Origin of the sequence: Bradyrhizobium sp. CCGB20, from assembly GCF_024199855.1 — a bacterium.
Lineage (GTDB): Bacteria > Pseudomonadota > Alphaproteobacteria > Rhizobiales > Xanthobacteraceae > Bradyrhizobium.
Window position 1 is genome coordinate 7141394 of sequence record NZ_JANADN010000001.1, and the last position, 19847, is coordinate 7161240.

26 protein-coding genes are annotated in these 19847 nt (G+C 62.3%); 14 read left to right on the forward strand and 12 right to left on the reverse strand.

The genetic code is table 11. The features are described from left to right. Positions 1 to 319: 319 nt before the first annotated feature. The 4 genes from NLM15_RS33560 to NLM15_RS33575 form a co-directional block, all read right to left on the reverse strand. Entirely contained in the window at positions 320 to 691 is a 372-nt protein-coding gene (locus NLM15_RS33560) for a hypothetical protein (RefSeq protein WP_254122110.1), read from the reverse strand. A 12-nt stretch (positions 692 to 703) separates the two neighbouring features. Continuing rightward, positions 704 to 1000: a hypothetical protein gene (locus NLM15_RS33565; protein ID WP_254122111.1), complete on the reverse strand. Its 297-nt coding sequence runs from the start codon at positions 998 to 1000 to the stop codon at positions 704 to 706. A gap of 292 nt (positions 1001 to 1292) precedes the next feature. After that, positions 1293 to 1472 carry a hypothetical protein gene (locus NLM15_RS33570; protein ID WP_254122112.1) on the reverse strand — a complete coding sequence of 60 codons (180 nt, stop codon included), beginning with the start codon at positions 1470 to 1472 and terminating at the stop codon, positions 1293 to 1295. Next, positions 1469 to 1684 carry a hypothetical protein gene (locus NLM15_RS33575; protein WP_254122114.1) on the reverse strand — a complete coding sequence of 72 codons (216 nt, stop codon included), beginning with the start codon at positions 1682 to 1684 and terminating at the stop codon, positions 1469 to 1471. Before NLM15_RS33575 ends, NLM15_RS33570 begins: the two co-directional genes overlap by 4 nt. 334 nt (positions 1685 to 2018) lie before the next feature. On the opposite strand from NLM15_RS33575, the gene NLM15_RS33580 reads away from it, so the two are divergent. Beyond that, positions 2019 to 2477, forward strand: a complete 459-nt coding sequence (locus tag NLM15_RS33580; protein ID WP_254122116.1) for an Hsp20 family protein — start codon at positions 2019 to 2021, stop codon at positions 2475 to 2477. A gap of 78 nt (positions 2478 to 2555) precedes the next feature. Next, a complete protein-coding gene (locus tag NLM15_RS33585) occupies positions 2556 to 2888 on the forward strand; it encodes a hypothetical protein (RefSeq protein ID WP_254122118.1) in 333 nt (110 codons plus the stop codon). A 252-nt stretch (positions 2889 to 3140) separates the two neighbouring features. On the opposite strand, the gene NLM15_RS33590 is transcribed toward NLM15_RS33585, so the two are convergent. Further along, positions 3141 to 3311 carry a hypothetical protein gene (locus NLM15_RS33590; RefSeq protein ID WP_254122120.1) on the reverse strand — a complete coding sequence of 57 codons (171 nt, stop codon included), beginning with the start codon at positions 3309 to 3311 and terminating at the stop codon, positions 3141 to 3143. Positions 3312 to 3449: 138 nt separating this feature from the next. Further along, positions 3450 to 3977 (reverse strand): hypothetical protein, encoded by a 528-nt coding sequence (locus NLM15_RS33595; protein WP_254122122.1) that lies wholly within the window; start codon positions 3975 to 3977, stop codon positions 3450 to 3452. Between the two features lie 913 nt (positions 3978 to 4890). On the opposite strand from NLM15_RS33595, the gene NLM15_RS33600 reads away from it, so the two are divergent. Then, the gene (locus NLM15_RS33600; RefSeq protein ID WP_254122124.1) at positions 4891 to 5106 is read left to right on the forward strand and encodes a DUF6894 family protein; all 216 of its coding nucleotides are present in this window, start codon (positions 4891 to 4893) and stop codon (positions 5104 to 5106) included. A gap of 794 nt (positions 5107 to 5900) precedes the next feature. On the opposite strand, the gene NLM15_RS44130 is transcribed toward NLM15_RS33600, so the two are convergent. Both NLM15_RS44130 and NLM15_RS33615 read right to left on the reverse strand, forming a co-directional pair. Then, entirely contained in the window at positions 5901 to 6065 is a 165-nt protein-coding gene (locus NLM15_RS44130; protein WP_375166898.1) for a hypothetical protein, read from the reverse strand. 190 nt (positions 6066 to 6255) lie between these two features. Continuing rightward, the gene (locus NLM15_RS33615; protein ID WP_254124561.1) at positions 6256 to 6753 is read right to left on the reverse strand and encodes a ferritin-like domain-containing protein; all 498 of its coding nucleotides are present in this window, start codon (positions 6751 to 6753) and stop codon (positions 6256 to 6258) included. Between the two features lie 421 nt (positions 6754 to 7174). On the opposite strand from NLM15_RS33615, the gene NLM15_RS33620 reads away from it, so the two are divergent. After that, positions 7175 to 8062, forward strand: a complete 888-nt coding sequence (locus NLM15_RS33620; RefSeq protein WP_254122128.1) for a manganese catalase family protein — start codon at positions 7175 to 7177, stop codon at positions 8060 to 8062. Between the two features lie 50 nt (positions 8063 to 8112). On the opposite strand, the gene NLM15_RS33625 is transcribed toward NLM15_RS33620, so the two are convergent. The 4 genes from NLM15_RS33625 to NLM15_RS33645 form a co-directional block, all read right to left on the reverse strand. Next, positions 8113 to 8319, reverse strand: coding sequence for a hypothetical protein (locus tag NLM15_RS33625; protein WP_254122130.1), 207 nt, complete (start codon positions 8317 to 8319; stop codon positions 8113 to 8115). Between the two features lie 106 nt (positions 8320 to 8425). Further along, positions 8426 to 8659 (reverse strand): hypothetical protein, encoded by a 234-nt coding sequence (locus NLM15_RS33630; RefSeq protein WP_254122132.1) that lies wholly within the window; start codon positions 8657 to 8659, stop codon positions 8426 to 8428. Between the two features lie 116 nt (positions 8660 to 8775). Then, positions 8776 to 9543, reverse strand: a complete 768-nt coding sequence (locus tag NLM15_RS43820) for an NUDIX hydrolase (RefSeq protein WP_309143633.1) — start codon at positions 9541 to 9543, stop codon at positions 8776 to 8778. Positions 9544 to 10328: 785 nt separating this feature from the next. After that, complete coding sequence (locus tag NLM15_RS33645; protein WP_254122134.1) at positions 10329 to 10502, reverse strand: hypothetical protein; 174 nt, start codon at positions 10500 to 10502, stop codon at positions 10329 to 10331. Positions 10503 to 10768: 266 nt separating this feature from the next. Between NLM15_RS33645 and NLM15_RS33650 the strand changes: the two genes are divergently transcribed. The 10 genes from NLM15_RS33650 (at position 10769) to NLM15_RS33690 (ending at position 19740) form a co-directional block, all read left to right on the forward strand. Then, complete coding sequence (locus NLM15_RS33650; protein WP_254122136.1) at positions 10769 to 10978, forward strand: hypothetical protein; 210 nt, start codon at positions 10769 to 10771, stop codon at positions 10976 to 10978. 29 nt (positions 10979 to 11007) lie between these two features. Further along, positions 11008 to 11130, forward strand: coding sequence for a hypothetical protein (locus NLM15_RS43605; RefSeq protein ID WP_256565527.1), 123 nt, complete (start codon positions 11008 to 11010; stop codon positions 11128 to 11130). 201 nt (positions 11131 to 11331) lie between these two features. Then, positions 11332 to 12315: a cytochrome c oxidase subunit II gene (coxB, locus tag NLM15_RS33655; protein ID WP_254124567.1), complete on the forward strand. Its 984-nt coding sequence runs from the start codon at positions 11332 to 11334 to the stop codon at positions 12313 to 12315. Next, positions 12312 to 14225, forward strand: a complete 1914-nt coding sequence (ctaD, locus tag NLM15_RS33660; protein WP_254122138.1) for a cytochrome c oxidase subunit I — start codon at positions 12312 to 12314, stop codon at positions 14223 to 14225. The genes coxB and ctaD overlap by 4 nt, the downstream gene beginning before the upstream one ends. Continuing rightward, positions 14222 to 14821 carry a cytochrome c oxidase subunit 3 gene (locus tag NLM15_RS33665; protein WP_254122140.1) on the forward strand — a complete coding sequence of 200 codons (600 nt, stop codon included), beginning with the start codon at positions 14222 to 14224 and terminating at the stop codon, positions 14819 to 14821. The genes ctaD and NLM15_RS33665 overlap by 4 nt, the downstream gene beginning before the upstream one ends. After that, positions 14818 to 15171, forward strand: a complete 354-nt coding sequence (locus NLM15_RS33670; protein WP_254122141.1) for a hypothetical protein — start codon at positions 14818 to 14820, stop codon at positions 15169 to 15171. Before NLM15_RS33665 ends, NLM15_RS33670 begins: the two co-directional genes overlap by 4 nt. Then, positions 15159 to 16082, forward strand: coding sequence for a cytochrome c oxidase assembly protein (locus tag NLM15_RS33675; RefSeq protein ID WP_254122142.1), 924 nt, complete (start codon positions 15159 to 15161; stop codon positions 16080 to 16082). Before NLM15_RS33670 ends, NLM15_RS33675 begins: the two co-directional genes overlap by 13 nt. Positions 16083 to 16166: 84 nt before the next feature. Beyond that, on the forward strand, positions 16167 to 16955 hold the full coding sequence (locus tag NLM15_RS33680; RefSeq protein ID WP_254122144.1) for a heme-binding protein: 789 nt from the start codon (positions 16167 to 16169) through the stop codon (positions 16953 to 16955). A 114-nt stretch (positions 16956 to 17069) separates the two neighbouring features. Beyond that, entirely contained in the window at positions 17070 to 18917 is a 1848-nt protein-coding gene (locus NLM15_RS33685) for a methanol/ethanol family PQQ-dependent dehydrogenase (RefSeq protein ID WP_375166899.1), read from the forward strand. Beyond that, positions 18901 to 19740: a substrate-binding domain-containing protein gene (locus NLM15_RS33690; protein ID WP_254122146.1), complete on the forward strand. Its 840-nt coding sequence runs from the start codon at positions 18901 to 18903 to the stop codon at positions 19738 to 19740. The genes NLM15_RS33685 and NLM15_RS33690 overlap by 17 nt, the downstream gene beginning before the upstream one ends. The last annotated feature ends 107 nt before the right edge of the window (positions 19741 to 19847 follow it).

Consider the following 19847-nt stretch of genomic DNA (forward strand, 5'->3'; position numbering starts at 1 on the left):
TGCTGTCTCCCCCGAGGGGAGAGAGTCGCATATGACGCCCATGGATGACGATGAGGTTCGATTGCACTTGGCCGATCGGGCCTGTCCACATTGCGGGACCCGACCGTGCCTCCTGACGCCTATGCTTGATACGGAATCCGGCAAGCTGATAGATCTTTACCGATGCAGCAGGTGCGGCGAACGATTCCGCGACGAATAATTGACGCTACAATCGCGCCAGACGCATTCCAAGACGCTGATCGCCTACCCAACGGCCGACCATCAAACCTAGAATCGCGCAAAAATTCGCGCCCTTACGATAGGCTCACGCCGGACGAAGTCATGGCCCAGGCGTTTCTGCGCAAGCCGCGGGACCTTCCGAATATCCCCGCCTGATCCGCGTGTACCAGGCCGCGTAGGGACTGTTCTTGACCGCATGCCTGTTGAGGTCGGGCGCGCCGTCCTTCCACCAGACCGGTCCGCGTTCGCCCAAACCGCGCTTCGTCGCGTCAACCAGATCGCGTGCGGCAGACTCAGCCGCCGAGCTTCGCGCCGCCTTGGCGGCCTTCACGGCACGGCGCGCATCCATCAGATGCTTCACCAGCCGCGACTTCTCATCGGGATCAAGACCTGGATTGCTCATCCGCCACAGCTTGCCCCGGACGACGAAGTAGCGACCGTCGGGGGTCACGGGATGCTTGAGCCCAGCCATCCGATGAAGGCTCTATTTGGTGCGAACCATCGTTGCACCGGTGCCTTTCAGCGCCTCGACGATCTTCTCGGGTTCATCGCCATGGAAGTCGACTGACACCTCGATCTCGCCCTCCAACTTTTGCTGGCCCTCCGGCGCGGGCGCGGTCTTGACGTCCGCGCCTGCGGCCCGCGTGCCGGACGAATTCGCAGCCCCCGCGGGCTGAATGAAGACGTCACCCCGCGCCACGCCAAACTCCTGGACCACGCGCTCCACTGCCAGCTCGGCTTCACGCCGCGTGGCGAATTCTCCGACGATCGTGCTTTCCAACGTTGTTCTCCGCTTCAAGGGTCCAGCGGCGGACAACCGGCCATTGACGTCCAGAGTTCCTAAAGCCAGTCCGGATGTTTCCCTTTGGCGGAATCCGCCCGGGACGCGCCGGCGCAGAGCAGGAGAAACAGCGCCCGCTCTGCCTTGTATCTAGCGCCTGCGCGGCTGCATTCCGAGCCGGACATCAAGGCTTCTCCTCCAACCTCGCAGACGGTCCACTTCCAACGGCCGCGCCCGCGCTGCTTCAATACGATGTCGTAGCCGGCAAAGCGATCTTCCTCGTTTTCGCAACTCATGCGGCGAACCGTCCGGGCGAACCATCGCGGAGTTGGTCCAGAAGCCGTTGCTCGCGCGCGATCCTGGCGCGGTAAAGCTCGCGCTCCTTCTCCGTGTTTGCGCCGGCGAGCAGGAGCCGATAATGCGCGATGACCTTCTCGCTGCCACGGATCAACAGGTCCTTGACGCCAGTCATGAGGCAGCTCCCACTGTCGCGGGCACTTTCGGCATATCGAATGCGAGGGGAAAGGACCCGGTCGTCAGTCGCTGGAGCGCCGAGCTCTCTTCGGAGAGACGCCGTTCGATGAACTGGCGTTCGAGGTCCGATAGTCGCGTCTTCAGCAGACTGCGATAGCGATGGATATTGTTGCGGTGCGCACGGATACGGGCAAGGTTTTCGTCGAGCATCGTCGCCACTCCTGACGGTCTTCCAAAATCCTTCATGGTTCGAGACGTGGGAAGCGGATTCCCAAGCGGAAAAATATTCGGCGCGAAACGGCTGTCAAGATGGCAAAGCGGTGCGGTACGCGAATGTTCGTCCCTTGCGCGTTAACCAATCACATGAGCCGAAAAAAATCTGGCCGCCCCCTCTTGAAACGCCCTTCCGTTTTTCTATTTCGTTTTTCGCCGCGAGAGCGGTGTGCCTGACGCCTTCCAGGGTCGGGCACGGGCGCGGCCGGAGGTCTCAGGACCGCCGTCTTGCGTTCCTTCGTAACCATCTTGCTCTTTGGAGGACTTGGATATGAGGACCACCTTCGACTTCGCGCCGCTGTGGCGCTCCACCATCGGCTTCGACCATCTGGCCGGCCTCGTCGACAGCGCCCTGCGCCAGACCAGCGAGGACAGCTACCCGCCCTATAACATCGAGCGCTTCGGCGAGGACCACTACCGGATCACGCTGGCGGTAGCTGGCTTCGGCGCCGACGACATTACCGCGACCGCCGAGCAGAACGCGCTCATCATCGAGGGCCGCAAGCCCGAGAAGCCCGCGGGCGAGTTCCTGTTCCAGGGCATCGCCGCGCGCCCCTTCCGCCGCGTCTTCAACCTGGCCGATTACGTCCAGGTGAAGGAAGCCGCCTTCCGCGACGGCCTGCTGATCATCGATCTGGTCCGCGAGGTGCCCGAAGCGATGAAGCCGCGCCGAATCCAGATCGCCGGTGCGACCGCCTCGCCCCGGATCGAGCAGAAGAAGGCCGCCTGACGGCCTGCCGGGCGGCGGCACGTCCGCCGCCCGGATCTTGTAACGCTCCCTAGGAAGGAGTGCATAAGGGAGACGACCATGACCAACGCAAAGACGAATGCCACCAATCTCAATGCCATCTTTCACCCCGCCGCTCATTACGGATCTGCCGACGAGGTGTTGAACGACAGCGGACTTACCACGCCGGAGAAGCGAGTCATCCTGTCGTCCTGGGCGTCCGACATGTTCGCCGTGGAATCCCGTCCTGCCTTGCGCGCGATCCCGGGCATGGACCAACCAATCCGTCTCGCGGACATTCTCGCCGCCTTGCGCAAGCTGGACGACGACCATGATGATCCGCCTCGCGGCGGCGCGTCGATGCGGTTGCGGCGGCCTTGGGCCGCCGCCTCGGGGCGGCAACCGATGTCCTGACTCGGTCCGTCCTAACGATGCGACCAGGAGGCGCGGCGGACATATGAGCCGCGCCCGTTCGGGCGCCGGCGGGTAGGCCTTCGGATTTCTCAGGCTCCTAGGTATCGGAAGCTCTACGACCACCGCATCGTCATGGCGCACAACCGACGCCAGCACCGATCGCGTTGACTAACGCAGCAGCATGATCAGAATGATCAGCGGGATCGGTATTCCGACGAGCCATAGAAGGATCGGCATGGGCTTTCCTTTCGGTTAGTGACGGCGTTTCCAGGTGCCGTCACGGAGCGCTCCACCTTCGGTCGTGGCCAGGCTGGCGCAGAACGCACCCAGCAGCAGCGAAGCGGTCAGCCAGAACGCCAGGGATGCGGTGGCTTTGCGCGCAGCATCCATGTCGGCCTTGACCTGCGTGATCACGTCGTTCACGCGCTTCTCTGCCTCGGGTTGCGCAAGACCAGTGCGCGCCGCGACGACTTTCGCGACATACTCTCGATCCGGTCCCTTCAATTCGCCGCCATCACGAAAACTGCGGGTAAAGAGCCGGACAACCTCGCCGCGGACTTCCTACGGATTGACCGACGAAGCTTGAGAGGCTGGGTCACCGCGCAGCAGCGTATCTACATAATTATCCATCGGACCTCCGGATTGCCCGGCGCTCGTCGCCACGCCCTGGGCCGCTCCGGTCGTCGCGCTTCCGAGAATACTTGTCGCAGGGGTCGCGAGCACAGCAGCGCCGAGAACCGAAGCCAGCGCCCAAGCCACGAAGCCGTGCGCTGTGTCGCGGAAATAGACTTCGTCGCCGTGGACGCCTGCCCACCCGGAACGAAGCCGGCCCGCGAGATATCCACCGATCGAAGAGGCAATCATGGCGATGACAATCAGGTAGAGGCCGGTGGTGATCTTGAACGTTGTCGCTGAAACGCCCGACCCTGACCAGGGGGACACCATGCTCAGTCCGAGGCCCGTGCCAAAGGCCAGCAGCAGCAGCGTTATCGCGCAGGCGGCAACGGCGCCGGCAACGATGGCAGCCCACGATACGCCGGCCAGCGATGAATTGGGCGAATCCCCGGGGACGACGACGATATCGATCATGCGAGTGCTCCTCGGAACGACGCTCGGCGCGCCACCTGCTGCGACAATGTGCTGCCGAGGTTCCAACGGAGGTCGCGATGCAAGAGGCGTTGGCCGCCCTAACCAAGAGGAGGCATTGAAGGTCCAGCGGCGAGACCGCGCGGATCGGACCGTTCTCCTTCAGGAACAGTCTCACCTTGCTGACATTGATATTCCGCGAGGCCACGCATCCGAAAGGGCGAGCCCAAGATTCCCAAGCACTTCGGAGGCTCCGATGAGCGATCGTACAGGCAATGAGCCATCACCTTTGGTCCTTTTCGCCGTGGCCATCATCCCCATTTTCGCGGTCCTGGGATGGTTCGCGCTCAGATAGCGCTCGTCCAGCCGCCTTCCATGCTTCCTTTGCGTTCACTTAGCGCCTCGCCTGACCAAGCGCGCCGTGTTCAGCTGGCAATCCTACCCTTAACATTTGGTGCGGCGCTCACCCGGCTTCTCCGATAAACCTCGAACGACACCCGGCAAACATGGGTCATGAGATGCGCAGTAAGCGCATCTGAAGAAATAGCCGGACGAGCCGTTGGGAAAGCAGAAGCACGACAATGACACCACCAGGATGGGCAACGGCCGAAGGCCCCGGAAGCGAGTTGAGCGACAAATTGAAGAGAAGAATGGAGCTCGTCCTGGAAGAAACATTCCGGGATGCGCTTCCCAATGGCGGAGATCACAAAACCCGGAAGCTCGTTGCCGCGCGACTTTTAGCGGCCGCAGTGGAGGGCAGGACCACGTTGGGAGAACTAGGTCTCCTTGCCCGGAAGGCGATGGCAGAGCTCAAGAGCAAACCACGGTAGAGCCTTTACTGCCCGAAACATCCAAGCACCTCTCAGGGAACAAAAACAACATAGATTAAGTTGCTTTTCCGAAGTCGGGCAGAGCAATGACGCGGTATTTTTATCAGATCACGAACGGCGCCCCTCACAATGACGATGTCGGTGAGGAATTGGCCAACGATCACGCGGCCTGGATAGCCGCCAAACGGCTGGCGCGCGACATCGAGGACTCTCTCGAATTGGATGGGCGGTGGAGCCTCGAAGTTCGCGACGGGATCGGACCGGTCTGCTCGATCACGATCGAAAGCAAGAAGCTTCGTTGAGCCGAAAGTTGTACCTTCGAGGCAAGGGGCGACTTTCGATCCTTCACCGCGGGACGGACGGGCTCGACGTGGTGTCCACCCGCGCGGTGAAACGGCCCCGGTTGGGAAAACACCGGGGCCGCCTGGCTAAGAATTAGCCTCCGTTGAGCGCTATTGTGCCAAGCTCGTTCGACTTCTCGCGTTCCTAATCCGGCTTCCGGATTTGCAGAGGTGATCGTCGAATCAAAAGGCCCAGCTGTTCGCCGGGCGTCACCAGTACCCGTAGGGCCGGTAATGAGTGTGATAATATCGCGGGCCGTAATACCGCGGGCGATAGTATCGGGGACCGTAATAGCGTGGGCCATAATACGCGTACGGGCCGGGGCGATAATACCCATACGGCCCCGGGTAGTATCCCGCGCCGTAATAGTAAGGCGATGCGGCCGCCGCAGCGCCGAACGCCAAGGCACCGGCGGCAAGGCCAAAGCCCAGACCCGGGCCGCCCCAACCGCCATGCCAGCCTCCTCCCCGCCAATGTGCTTCGGCCGGGGCAAGTGTCGCGGTCGATATCGCGCCGACCGCCAGCGCTGCAAGGGCAACTTTTCGCATGCCTATTCTCCTCGGGTTGCGTCAAGCAACAATGCAGATTGTGTCCGCCACGTTCCTGTTGCGAACCGGCGCCGCTCCCCGCCCCGCGCCACTGGGTCGCTGTTGATCTGAGCATAATAACGGACGATGACCGAAGTCGCGACCGCCGATGGCGTGCCCGCAGATCCACCGAACTGACGCCGATCAGGCCGCAACGGCTCGGAGCGTTACCGGACATTCATTGCAGATGGACTGACGTCCTCACCACAGTGGATGCGATCCTCGCGTTCATCGAGGTATTGCTGATATTCGTTGATGGCCCGGTTGGCCATGCGGATGCGGTTTGTGTGCCCTTGGTCCACCATCGCGGCCATTCGCTGAGCAAGAAACACGCAAGTCTCGAACTCATCCCGGATCGCGCCGGCACGTGCCAGGAAGTCCCACGCGATTTCGTAAGCCTGCTCCGCGGCCGGATTGCGATAATCGCTGAAGATGATAATCGCTGAAGATAATGTGTGTCATCGATTGCCTCAGGGCGGCGGCACACCGGCGCGTCAAGCGAGCCGCCGCGCCTGCCGGCGGTTACGCCGATTGCCGCTGGTGCGCCAGATATGCCATCGTCACCTTCTCGACGTTGGACTCGATCCAGGCCGCCATACGTTGCTCCTCCTTCAAAGACGCTTCGAGCGGCTCCTTCGCTTCGGCGACCCCGGCGGCGCCGCAGAGCGCGAGAAGCGATTTATAGGCTGCAATCTCGAAATTCTCGAACGCGTTGTTGGCAAAAGTATTCTTGAGGATCTCGTCATCGGCAACCGAATGCGCCATGGCCTGCATGTTGGCCATCACGGACTGTGTCGTGTCCTTGAGACTGGAGGTGGTCTCGCCGCAAGATTCCAGACATCGCTCCAGCCGTTGCAGCTGCTCGTTGGTCTCCTGAAGGTGAGCGATTACTTTGGCCTTCACCTCCGGATATTCGTCCAGCCGCTCCGACTGACGTTCCATCAACTCCCTCGCCTGCACTTCCATCGCATGTGCATTGCGTAGTCCAACAACGAAAGTGTCGCGCGCAGTGTTCGCCATTTCCTGTCCTCCGTTCGACTGGCTTCGTTGCCGCAACCGCCATCCCGAGCGGTCGTTCCTAGCGCAAACGGGAGTCTGCAAAAGCCACGCGAGTTCCGGACCGGGACCCAACCTGACCTGCGATAGCAAATCTTCGATACGCCATGACCGGAGCCGTGCACATAGCCCGGCCTCTGACCGCCGCACCGTGACTGGTGATGACAAATCCGGCTTGCCGAGCGTTTCGACGAAATTGCCGTCCTGTGACAAGCGCGCGTCCGGCTCCGGCGGGACCCTCCCTCGCGCCGGGGCCACGCCATTTTTGCGGAATGAGGTGGCGGCAATTTCAGAGCATGTCCAGAACACGCGAGAAATGTTTTAGGAACGCAACCTGACAGCTTTTCATTGCGCCCATGTGCCAGGACACAAAAAGGAGCTGTGCATGTACTATTTCGACAAGCGACTGCAATATCCCGTACGGGTCGAGAAGCCCGATCCCCTCTTCGCCCGTCAGCTGCAGCAGGCCATCGGCGGCGTCGAAGGCGAGATCCGCGTCTGCCTCCAATATTTCTTCCAGGCGTGGGGCGCTCGCGGCCCCGCAAAGTATCGGGACGTGCTTCTCAACACCGCGACCGAAGAAATCAGCCTTATCGAAATGCTTGCGACGGCGGTTGCGCTGAACCTCGAGGAGGCGCCGGCAACGACGCAGGAGACGACGCTGCAGGCCAACCCGGTCGTCGGCGCCGTCATGAACGGCGGCGAACGGCCGCGACATGTGATCGAGGGCATGCTGCATCAGCACATCCTCTCGAGCGGCCTGTCGGCATTTCCCGGCAATTGCGACGGCGTACCGTTCAACTGCTCGCACATCTACGCCAGCGGTAACCTTGCGGCCGACATGTATTGTAACGTCGCGGCAGAGTCCACGGGACGAACGCTCGCGGTGCGCCTCTACAACTCCACGAACGATCCCGGCATGCAGGACATGCTGAGCTACCTCATCGCCCGCGATACGATGCATCAGCAGCAATGGCTCGCGGTCATTGAGGAAATGGGGGCGGACGCATCGCTGCCGATCCCGAACAGCTTCGATCGCAGCAAGGAGGCGACCGAGTTCAGCTACATGTTCATGGGCACGGAGCGCGGTGGCGACTCCCTGCAGCCCGGTCGATATTGCGAGGGTCCGTCCATCGACGGTCAGGGGACGTTCACCTTCCGCGGCGGGTTCGAGCCGCTCGGTCAGGAGCCGGTGCTGGGACCGGCGCGGCCCGACAGTGGGGCGCAGGTCGAGCAGATGAACGAAGCGCCCGTGACGAATGCACTGACCTGAGGTCATAAACAAACGGGCCGCCCATCACCGGGCGGCCCGTCTCGGAATACTTACTTGTTGGCCGAACCGGATCCGCTCGAGCCGGTGGTCACGCTCGGAGCGTTGGTCGGACTTGTCGTGGTTGCCTGATGACCGACGTCCCGTCCGTCGTAGAAAAAGACGGCCGCAATGACGGCTATGACGAAGATGGCGCCGACGGCCCAGCCGAGGGAGCTGCTCTGTCGCGACCTGGACGTCGTGTTGTCGTTTTCATTCATACCAATCTCTCCGTGGGATCGTTCGAGAACCTGTGGTCGGAAGAGACGTTCCAACGTCACGCCGCATCGATTGCGCCGCTACGATCGCAACGTCCGCGGTCCCGCCTCAACGCCGCCGGGCCACGAGGACCCCAATGATGAAGGCCGCGACCAGTGACCGCAACGGCGCGGTCATGGCGATGTCTCGCAATTGCTGCGCGACCTGCGCTGTAGCGGTCTTGCCCGGCGGTTCATGCGGCCTGCTGGCTCCATTGCCGCTTGCTGTGGAGACCTTTCCAGTACCGGTGTTATCGGCAAGGCCAGATGCTTCGGTCATTGCGGACGCGTCTTTGAAGTCCATGGTAGTTCTCTCATGGTTGATCGGGTCTAATCGCTGTTCTTTCCGACTGTTCCTGGCTGAGCTCACCGGCGCGCAACAGTCCTTCACCTCTCTTCCGGCAAGGATCTTGTCCTCATCTATACCGTTTGCGCTGCGAAGCGAACGATCAGGCGCCGCAGTTCATCTTTGTGCACGAGCTGGGCCGCTCGCTTGGGCGAGACCCAGATCGCCTCTCGCTCGCCCTTCTCCGGCCACCAGCGCTCGCGGCCATGCACCTTCATCGGAAAGACATCGACGTCCATGGTCCGCTTGCGCTCGCCCTTCCGCTTGCGATGCTTGAAGCTGCCCAACGCACGTTTCGCGATGACCCCGATCAGCCCCGCTTCCTCATAGGCTTCGAGCGCAGCGGTGCGATGAGGCTCCGTGTTGCGAATCAACGAGCCTTTCGGGACGCTCCATTTGCGCTTGCGCCTGGTCGTGATCAGCATCACGCGCAGCTCGGAATTTTCCAGACGAAACGGTAAAGCGGCGTATTGTTTTTTTGCCCATGCCCTGCCTCCAATAGGATGATAAGCGAGGGCTATCGCCACGGTTCCTCCGAGGCTCTTGCCGACGCGTCTCTTGCGGAAATGCCCCTCGATAGGAACGCACGATATGGCGAGCGCGTCTGTCGCCGACATGTTGGAGAGGATGCTGAAAAAGCGTCTTGGCTCGATCAGGGAGGCTAGAAGAACATGCCATACGCCGTGTTCAAGGATGGAGAGAAGCTCAGCCGGGCGTTTTCGACGAAGAAGGAGACGCTCGAGAAGGCAGATCAGGCAGGGCTGGTCGAGCACGACGGCAGAAAGCCGGTGCTGGAAGATCAGCTGAAGATCGAACCGTGCGCGCCCGATCCCGAACCGCACGATAACACGGATCTCGATTGGACGCCGGACAAGCCGGCGCCCTGATTTTCAGTCAGCGCCATTAGCAGCCCTTGCAGATGCTCTTGACCGTACGATCGACGCTGGAGTTTGGCGCATTCTCGGATCGGATCCGATCGTCGCCCTGCAGCGAGGGACCCGGCGTGGTTGTTCCGTCGATGCGTCCACTGCTGGTGCCGCCCGCCAGATTGCCAGGTCGTCCCACCGTGGTCGATCCTTTTGGGCCACTCCCGCCGCCCGACTGGGCGGTGCCTGCGCCGTTCGTTCCGAGGGTCGTCGTACCTCGCGCAGCATCGGCAGGGTTCGAGGAGTTGGCGGTGCCTGACGTGGCTGTGCTGCCTGACGTGGCTGCGCTGCCCTGGCTCCCAGCGCCCGATACTGCACCGCCGCTTGCGCCGGCAGAACCGCCCGCACCTCCGCCACCGGACCCACCCGAACCTCCGCCACCCCCCTGCGCCAAGGCGGGGGCGATGGACGCTGTCGCGAGGGCGGCGATCAGCAGAATCCCTAACTTTGTCATGCGCATCTCGTCTCTCCGTTCCATTGCTCCCAGCTTGTGGTTCCGCGTCAGCTCCTGTGGCGATCGTCGTGCGTATGGTGTTGATCGCGTTCGCCACCGCCGCCCGAGACTTGGGATTTCGGGCTGTTGGTCGGCGCTCCCGGCGCCGGTGCATCGTGCTCGCGCCCTCCCTTTTCAGGATGTTTCCGATCCTGGCGGGAGGAACCGGGTCCGCCGAAACGTTCCGCGTCTGGGTTCTTGTGCGGCATCATCGATCCTGCTGATAGCCTTGATTGGTAGTGTTCTGTTTGATGTTTCCCTGGCGCCCCTGAGTGTCGAAGTTCTCACGCTCAGGAATCTTATCTTCCGGCTCCGTCGCGGGATCCGAACCGGGTCCCTTGTTGCTGCGTTGCTCTGCCGGCACGGGAGGCATTTTGGACATCGTGGTCTCCTCATTTCTCCATCCTCACAGGGCAATCGGCATCCACAGCCGTCGTTCCTGTATCGATCGCCGCAGCCTGCGCCGACCGGAACGACTGATCGAACCGACGATTGGTCGCAGCATTCGATAGTCGGCGGCCTGCGCACGATGAGCCGCATGACGCCCTGCTCTCTGCAGCGCCTGCATTGCACCCAATGGCGTCCTCCTAAATCTAGGAACCACCACGTAGCGCCTGCATTGCCCGCATATCCAACGGGAGCACACAAATGGGCAATACCGGCGTCGGCATGCTTTTGGGAGACGTCTCGGCCACAGCTTTGTGGTTGTGGTTCATCGGCGCCTTCGTCCTTGGCGCGGTGATCTGGTACGGCGTCCGGCGGTCCGGACACTTGCGCCGCAGCGAGCGCGCGCAGCTGGACCGAAACACGGAAGCCGCGCAGCGCCGCGACGACCCACAAAAGCCGATGGCAAGGTAAAACGTACGGCATCATCAGCGGAACGACACATGCTTGAAGATCTGCGTGGGATCACTCAACCCGGAGCGGTCATTGCAGTCCTCGCCGTCCTGCTGTTGATGGCTGGCGCCGACCTGGCCATCGTGATCGCCACGAAAGGATGGCCTTTCTAATCCCGCGGTGGCACGCTGGATTGGCCTGCGGATCGTCGTCCACCTGACGTTCGCGTGTCGACGCTCGCGGATGTGCCGGAACGGGTAGCTCCAACGCCGCCGTTCCGAGGCCGAATAGGAACCTTCATACAAGCGATCGGTTCGCCCTGGGGCAAGGGGAGCTCGGCGACATCGATGCCTGTTCGGATACGTACGGCCTTGGTGCCATTTGCGTTGCTGCCGTTGGCCGCCTGTGCCGGACGGCAGTCTGCGCTTGCGCCGCAAGGGCTGCAATCCGACGAGATCCTGCGAACCTTCTTCATATTCCTGGCGATCGCCTCAGTCGTCTGGGTCGCAGTGGTGATCGTTCTGATCATCGGGATGTTGCGCAGGAAGCGTACCACGGACCAGCCGCTCGCGCTGCATATCCCATTCGAGCGCGTCACCGGGCGCGTCGTGCTTGGGCTAGGACTGGCGACGCTCGTGATCGTTCTGGGCCTCTCCATCGTCAGCTATGCCGGGCAGCGCACCGTGTTCGCGAGGGACGAGCATGCCCTCACGCTCAAGATCATCGGCCATCAATGGTGGTGGGAAGTTCGTTACGAGGACGGCAATCCCGACAGGAGCTTCGTGACCGCCAACGAGATCCGGATTCCGACTGGTCAGCCGGTCAAGGTCGAGCTGGAATCCGCCGATGTGATCCACAGCTTCTGGGTCCCGAGCCTGACCGGCAAGATGGACCTCATCACTGGACAAAAGAATGAGCTGCAGTTCACGGCGAAGAGCGCCGGCATCTATCGCGGCCAGTGCGCCGAGTTCTGCGGCCTTCAGCATGCACACATGGCTTTTGCCGTGCTCGCGCTGCCGCCGGATGAATTCGGCCGCTGGCGCGATCGAGAGAATCAAAGCGCGCATAGCCCGTCCGACCAGCTCGGCAAGCAGGGCGAGCAGCTGTTCCGCGCGCGAGGATGCGCGCTGTGCCACACCATTCGCGGCACGCTCGCCGGTGGACAGTTGGGCCCCGACCTGACCCATGTCGGTAGCCGGACGACGATCGCTGCGGGAACGCTGCCGATGACGACTGCCTCGCTCGGCGCCTGGATCGCCGATCCGCAGCACATCAAGCCCGGCAATTACATGCCGAAGATGCCGCTGCAATCGGGTGAGCTCATCGCGATCCTTCATTATCTGGAGCAGCTCAAGTGAGTGTCACCGCCGACCAGCGCGAGTTGCGCGACGATGCACTGAACGGCCTGCAGCTTTCGACACGGCTCGATAGCCTCTGGCGAACTCCATCCGGTTTTCTCGGCGCTCTTATGTCTGTTGACCACAAGGTGGTGGGACGGCGCTACATCGTCACCGCCTTCGTCTTCCTGCTGCTCGGCGGCGTTCTTGCGATCCTAATGCGTATTCAGCTCGCCGGCCCCGAACAGACATTCCTGTCGCCCGATAAGTACAACCAGATCTTCACGATGCACGGCTCGACGATGATGTTCCTTTTCGCCGTGCCGGTCATGGAGGCGTTCGCCGTCTACCTCGTGCCGCTGATGGTCGGAACGCGCAACATCGCGTTCCCGCGGCTGAACGCGTTCAGCTACTGGATGTTTCTGTTCGGAGGCTGCTTTCTCTGGATTTCTTTTGCGCTCAACGTCGGTCCGGATGTCGGTTGGTTCGCCTACGTCCCGCTGTCATCGTTGCAATACACGCCGACCAAGCGCCCGGACGTCTGGGCGCAAATGATCACCTTCACCGAAGTCGCCGCCCTCGCTGTTGCCGTTGAGATCGTCGTGACAGTTTTCAAGCTGCGCGCGCCCGGGATGACTCTCGACCGCATTCCCCTCTTCGTTTGGGCGATGCTGGTCACGGCTTTCCTGGTGATGTTCGCGATGCCCTCGATCATGGTCGCGTCGACGTCGCTGATCTTGGACCGTCTCGTCAACACGCGCTTCTACGACTCCTCGTCAGGCGGCCATCCTTTGCTCTGGCAGCACCTGTTCTGGTTCTTTGGCCATCCCGAGGTCTACATCATCTTCATACCCGGAACGGGCATGGTGTCGGCGATCCTGGCGACTTTCGCCCGCCGCCCCGTGGTCGGCTATCCCGTCGTTATCTTGTCCCTTATCGCGACCGGCTTTCTGTCGTTCGGCCTCTGGGTCCACCACATGTTCGTGACAGGCCTGCCTCAGCTCGGCGCCGGCCTGTTCACGGCATCCAGCATGCTGATCGCAGTGCCGAGCGGACTGCAGATCTTCTGCTGGCTGGCGACACTCTGGGATGGCCGGCCGGTCTACCGCACGCCGCTCCTGTTCGTGATCGGTTTCATCGTGATCTTCGTGATGGGCGGCCTGTCCGGCGTGATGGTCGCCTCGGTCCCGATCGATACCCAGGTACATGACACCTACTTCGTCGTCGCGCACTTCCATTACGTCCTGATCGGCGGGGCGATCTTCCCGCTCATCGGTGCGGTCTACTACTGGTTTCCCAAGATCACCGGCCGGATGCTCGGCGAGCGGCTTGGGCGCTGGAATTTCTGGCTGGCCTTTGTCGGCTTCAATATCGCGTTCTTCCCGATGCACATCCTCGGGCTGATCGGGATGCCGCGCCGGGTCTACACTTACACCGCCGACATGGATTGGGCGCATCTCAACCTGCTGTCCAGCGGCGGCGCTCTCATCTTCGCTCTCAGTTTTGCGTTGCTGCTGGTCAACGTGATCCGCAGTCTGCGGAGCGGCGCGCTCGCCGGCGACAATCCCTGGGATGCCTCGACGCTGGAGTGGGCGACGTCCTCGCCGCCGCCGCCGCAGAACTTCGACCGCATTCCCGTTGTTAAACACCGGGAGCCGCTATGGCTCGACGGTGAGAGCCTGCCGGTCGCCGCGGGCCTCAGCGTCGATCGGCGGGAAGTCCTTTTGACGTCGCTTGCCGAAGCCGAGCCACAGACCCGCGAGGCATCTCCCGAGCCGAGCATCTGGCCATTGCTGACGGCGCTCGCGACGACAGTGTTCTTCATCGGCTCGATCTTCACGCCGTGGGCCGTCCTGTGGGGCACCCCGCCGATGGCGGTCGCCTTGATCGGCTGGTTCTGGCCGGCCGGCAGCAGGGAGGACGAGGAGTGAGACAAACCATCGTCCGTAACGTTGGCGACTTGCCGACCTATGGCTACGGCCCGCGAAGCGGTCCGTGGTGGGGTGCCATGGGATTCATGGCGCTGGAGGGCATGGGATTCGCCATCGCGATCGGCGCCTATCTGTATCTTTATGCCGTCAACTCCAGCTGGCCGATTGGAGCATCACCACCCGATCTCTGGCCCGGTACCGCAGAGGTCGTGATCTATCTGCTGAGCATCATCCCTAACGAGTTCACAAATCGCGCTGCACACCGGCAGGATCTTCCTAAAGTGCGGGTCGGCCTCATCGTGATGTCGCTGATCGGCATTGTGTTGCTGGTCCTGCGCGGCTTCGAGTTCGCCCACCTCAATACGCGCTGGGACAATTCGGCCTACGGATCGATCGTGTGGCTGATCCTCGGGCTTCACACGACCCACCTCGCCACGGATCTCGGCGATACCGTGGTGCTGACCGTGCTGATGTTCACGCGCCACGCCAAACCGCGCCGGTTCAGCGATGTCACCGACAATGTCTTCTACTGGAATTTCGTCGTGCTGGCCTGGCTGCCGCTCTATGCCCTGCTCGATTGGGTGCCACGCCTATGACCGAGACTGAAGAACATACAAGGCTGCTCTATTGGGCCGGCGTCGCTCTCGGGCCGCTGGCCTGGGGTATCAACCTGCAGGGCGTCTACGCGCTCGCTCATTTCTCATGCGAGACGACCCGGCTAAGCGGCACCATCATGAGTTCCGTGCTGGCCGTCGTGGCTCTTGCGGGAACGGCGATCTCGGCCCGTGCGGTTCGTCGGGGCGTTGCCGCGCAATGGAGCGACACGCAAGGCGGCGGTCCCAGGACATTCATGGCCTGGCTCGGCGTTGGCTCCGGCGTGCTGTTCGCACTGGTGATCGCGAACCAGCTTGCCGCTTCGCTGATGATCAGTCCATGCTTGCGCTGACCCTGCTAACATTGTTGCTGAGCCTATTCGCCGGGCCGGCCCGGGCGCATGGACTCTCCGAGGTCGATACGGGATCGCTCTGGAGCTCGGATCGCTGGCTCCTCACTCCGCTCTATGTGGTCGGCATCGGATTCTACATCGGTACCCAGCGGCTCTGGCATCATGCCGGTGGAGGCCGCGGCGTCAGTTTTCGTCAGGTTGGTGCATTCTGGACGGGTTGGCTGATCGTCGCGCTCGCCCTCACCTCGCCGATTCACTGGCTCGGCGAGCGCCTGTTCACCGCCCATATGATCGAGCACGAGCTGCTCATGGTCGTCGGCGCCCCGCTGATGGCCTTTGCACGGATCAACGGGCCTATGTTGTGGGGTCTGCCCGCAACGCTTCGCCCGACAGCTGGCCGATGGCTCAACCTTCCGATTGTGGCGCGGCCATGGGCTGTCATCAGCCATCCGTTGAGCGCGACTGGCCTGCATGGCCTTGCGCTCTGGGTCTGGCATGCCCCACCGCTTTACACCTGGGCTTTGCAGAACACGACCGTCCACCGCTTCCAGCACATCAGCTTCTTCACCACGGCTCTGCTGTTCTGGTGGGTGCTGCTTCATGGCCGCGGCGTGGGCCGCAGCATACGGCTTCGCGACGGCATTGCGATCGTCTGTCTGTTCGTCACCGTGCTGCATTCCGGCGTGCTCGGGGCATTGTTGACGCTGTCGACACGGGTGTGGATTCCGGGCCAAGGCGCGCTCGCCGGCGAATTCGGCCTGTCGCAGCTCGAGGATCAGCAACTTGCAGGCATCTTGATGTGGGTTCCGATGGGGCTGCTCTACACCGGCGCCGCGCTATTCTTCGCCTATCGCTGGCTGACGGCATTCGACGCGCCCGCCCGCCGGACGGCGCTTGGACCCGCGGGCTGAGTGATGATACGAGATCGCGATGCATAGGAACCGCCGGTTTGATGCAACGTTCGCCTGCTGACTTCGACCATCCGTGGAGGGCAAATGGGTAAACGATCCGTCCTGGTGGCTACCGTTCTCACGGCGGCTCTCGCGATGCCGCAAGTCGCAACTGCGCAGGATCAATCGCGCGCGGGAATGTCTTGTCCGGTAGATCACGATCAGCTCGCCGACATTCTCAAGAAGAGCGTCAAGCCCGGCGGCGGTCCGAGCAACGGTGGCCTCGACAATAACGAATGGGCTGCGGTGGTAAACCGGCAGGGTGTTGTCTGTGCTGTCGCCTACAGTGGCAGCAAAGTCGATGACCAATGGCTCGGCAGCCGTGCCATCGCCGCGGAGAAAGCCAACACGGCGAATGCATTCAGCCTGAAGACCAAGGCCATGGCGACCGCGAATCTGTACGCTGGCACGCAGCCCGGAGGGTACCTGTTCGGTGCCGCGCTCAGCAATCCGCCATCCCCGGAAGTCATCTACGCAGGCACACCGGATGATTTCGGAACGGCGCATGATCCCATGGTCGGAAAGCCCGTCGGCGGGGTGATCGTCTTCGGCGGAGGCCTCGCTCTCTATGACGGCAACGGCATCGCCGGTGCACTCGGCGTCAGCGGCGACAGCTCCTGCGCGGATCACAATGTTGCGTGGCGCGTGCGTCACTTCCTCGGTCTCGATCACGTGCCGGCCGGCGTCAGCCCCAACATGAAGGATGCGATCATCTACGATATCGGCCCGGACGGCAAAAGCCCGTCGGGTTTTGGTCATCCCAAATGCGACGGCAAGGAGGATCAGATTGCGGTCGATCTCGGTGCGGGCGTGTCGGGAAACGTCGTGCGATAGCGGCACTCGCACCGCTCCCGCGGATAGGAACCATGCGCGGCAGCAACGTTTGTATGTTCGCAAACCGGCCTGCAGCACGGCACGGCCTCGTCAACGCCGTGGGGAAGTTCACCTATGTTAAAGTTTGGCGTCGGACGCCTGCTGGCCGGAATGATCGGCATGGTCTGCGCGTACGGCGCATCGGTAGCGCCGGTCTCCGCTCAAGGCGATCTTACAAACCGCATGAAGGATCCCGGCCAGTGGCCGATGGCGGCGCGTGACTACGCCAACACCCGCTACAGCGATCTCGACCAAATCAACGCCAAAAACGCATCCCGCCTGCAACTCGCCTGGACGTTTTCGGTCGGCGTCGATCGCGGGCAAGAGGCAGCTCCGCTCGTCATCGATGGGACCATGTATGTGGTCAGTCCTTATGCCCGACCTTACCCGAACCGCGTGTTCGCGCTGGATGCGACAACGGGCGAGCTGAAATGGTCGTATGCGCCGAAGCCGGAGCCTGCCGCGGCCGGCGTTGCCTGTTGCGACGTGGTCAACCGCGGACTGGCTTTCGACAACGGCAAGGTCTTCCTCAATACGCTCGACAACCACTCGGTCGCCATTGACGCCAAGACCGGGAAGGAACTCTGGCATACGAAGCTCGGCGAGATCAACAAGGGCGAGACCATCACGATGGCGCCCGTCGTCGTGAAGGGCAAGGTGCTCATCGGCAACAGCGGCGGCGAGCTCGGCGTGCGCGGCTGGGTCACCGCATTGGACGAGAACACGGGTGCAATCGCCTGGCGCGCCTACGCGACGGGACCCGACAAGGACGTATTGATCGGCGACGACTTCAAGCCCTTCTATGACAACCTCAAAGGCAAGGATCTTGGTGTCAAGAGCTGGCCCGCCGACCGATGGCAGGTTGGCGGCGGCACGATGTGGGGATGGATCTCCTACGACCCGGATCTCAACCTAATCTATTATGGCACCGCAAATCCAAGTCCATGGAATGCCAACCAGCGCAGCGGCGACAATCTCTGGAGCACGACCATTTTCGCGCGCGATCCTGACAGTGGGCGCGCGAAATGGGCGTACCAGGTGAACCCGCACGATCTGTTCGACCATGACGAGATCAACGAAAACGTGCTGGTCGATCTCGAACTCAACGGTCAGCGTCGCAAGGTGCTGATCCATCCTGGCCGCAACGGGTACATGTACGTCATGGATCGCGCCACCGGCGAAGTGATCTCGGCGGACGCATATGAGTTCGTGAACGCCTACAAGGGCGTCGATCTCAAGACCGGCAAGATCATTCCCAATGAGGAGAAGACCCCGCTGGTCGGCAAGACGGTCGAGAACATCTGCCCGACTGCGCCGGGCGCGAAGGACTGGCAGCCATCAGCTTGGTCGCCGCGCACAAAGCTGCTCTACGTGCCGCATCAGCATCTCTGCATGAACTTCAAGGCCTCGCAGGTGGGCTACATCGCGGGCACGCCCTATGTCGGAGCGGAGGTCGACATGTACGCCGGTCCCGGCGGACATCGCGGCGAGTTCATGGCGTGGGATCCGGTCGCGCGCAAGAAGGTGTGGGAGATCCACGAGAAGCTGCCTGTCTGGAGCGGCGCACTGGTGACCGCCGGCGATGTCGCATTCTACGGAACGATGGACCGCATGTTCAAGGCGGTGGACGCCAGGACAGGCAATGTCCTCTGGCAGTTCCGCGCCGGCTCGGGGTTCATCGGCCAGCCGATCTCCTATCGCGGCGCGGATGGACAACAATACATAGCGATCCTCTCCGGCGTAGGCGGCTGGCCCGGAGCGGTTGCCAATGCAGAGGTCGACCAGCGGGTGCGCAACGGAGCCCTCGGCTTCACTGGAGCGATGCAGGATCTGCCGTTCTACACCGCCGGCGGCAGCGAACTCTTGGTGTTCAAACTTGGCAGCGCCAGCTCTCAGGACGGCAGCCATGCGCCTCCGCGATAATTGCGCCGCCCTTGCCATCGGCGCCCTGACCGGCCTCGCGTCAGCCGTTCCTGCAAGTGCGGATGGCGAGCTTCGTGTCTGCGCCGACCCGAACAATCTGCCGTTCTCCAACAGCGCCGAGGCTGGCTTCGAGAACAAGCTGGCGACGATGGTGGCTGCGAAGCTGGGACGGCAGACCACCTACACCTGGTGGGCGCAGCGCCGCGGCTTCATCCGTAACACCCTCAAGGCCGAGAAATGCGACGTCGTGATGGGCGTGCCGGCCGACTACGATCGGGTGGAAACCACAAAGCCATATTATCGCTCCAGCTATGTGTTCGTAAGCCGTCAAAGCCAGCATCTCGATCTCTCGTCCCTGCTCGACCCGCGCCTGCATCGTCTGATAATCGGCGTGCACCTCGTGGGTGACGACGGCAACAATCCGCCGCCGGCGCAGGCGCTCGGTGAGCTCGGCATCGTCGACAATGTCCGCGGCTACTCGATCTACGGTGACTATCGTCAGGCCGATCCGCCCGCACGCCTGATCGAGGCTGTCGAACACGGCGAGATCGACATCGCCGCAGCATGGGGGCCGCTGGGCGGCTATTTCGCTGCGCAATCCGAGGTGCCGCTGACGGTCGCTCCGATTCAGGACGGCGCGCGCTTCGCGCCTCAACAGTTCCAGTTCGCCATCTCGATGGGCGTCCGCAAAGGCGACCACGCTCTACGAGATCAGCTGAATGTGTTCATCGACGAACATCGATCCGAGATCGCCGCTCTGCTGCGAAGCTACGGCGTTCCTCTGGTCGACGGTTCAGCCGCGGGCTCGGGAGGACACGAGTGATGTCTGCCATGGCGTTGCGCGCAAGTGCTCTATCCTTGCTCTTGGCGGCTGCTCCCGACGGCGCAACGCTCGCGCAGCAAACCCTGCCTCAATCCCAGGAGGTACAC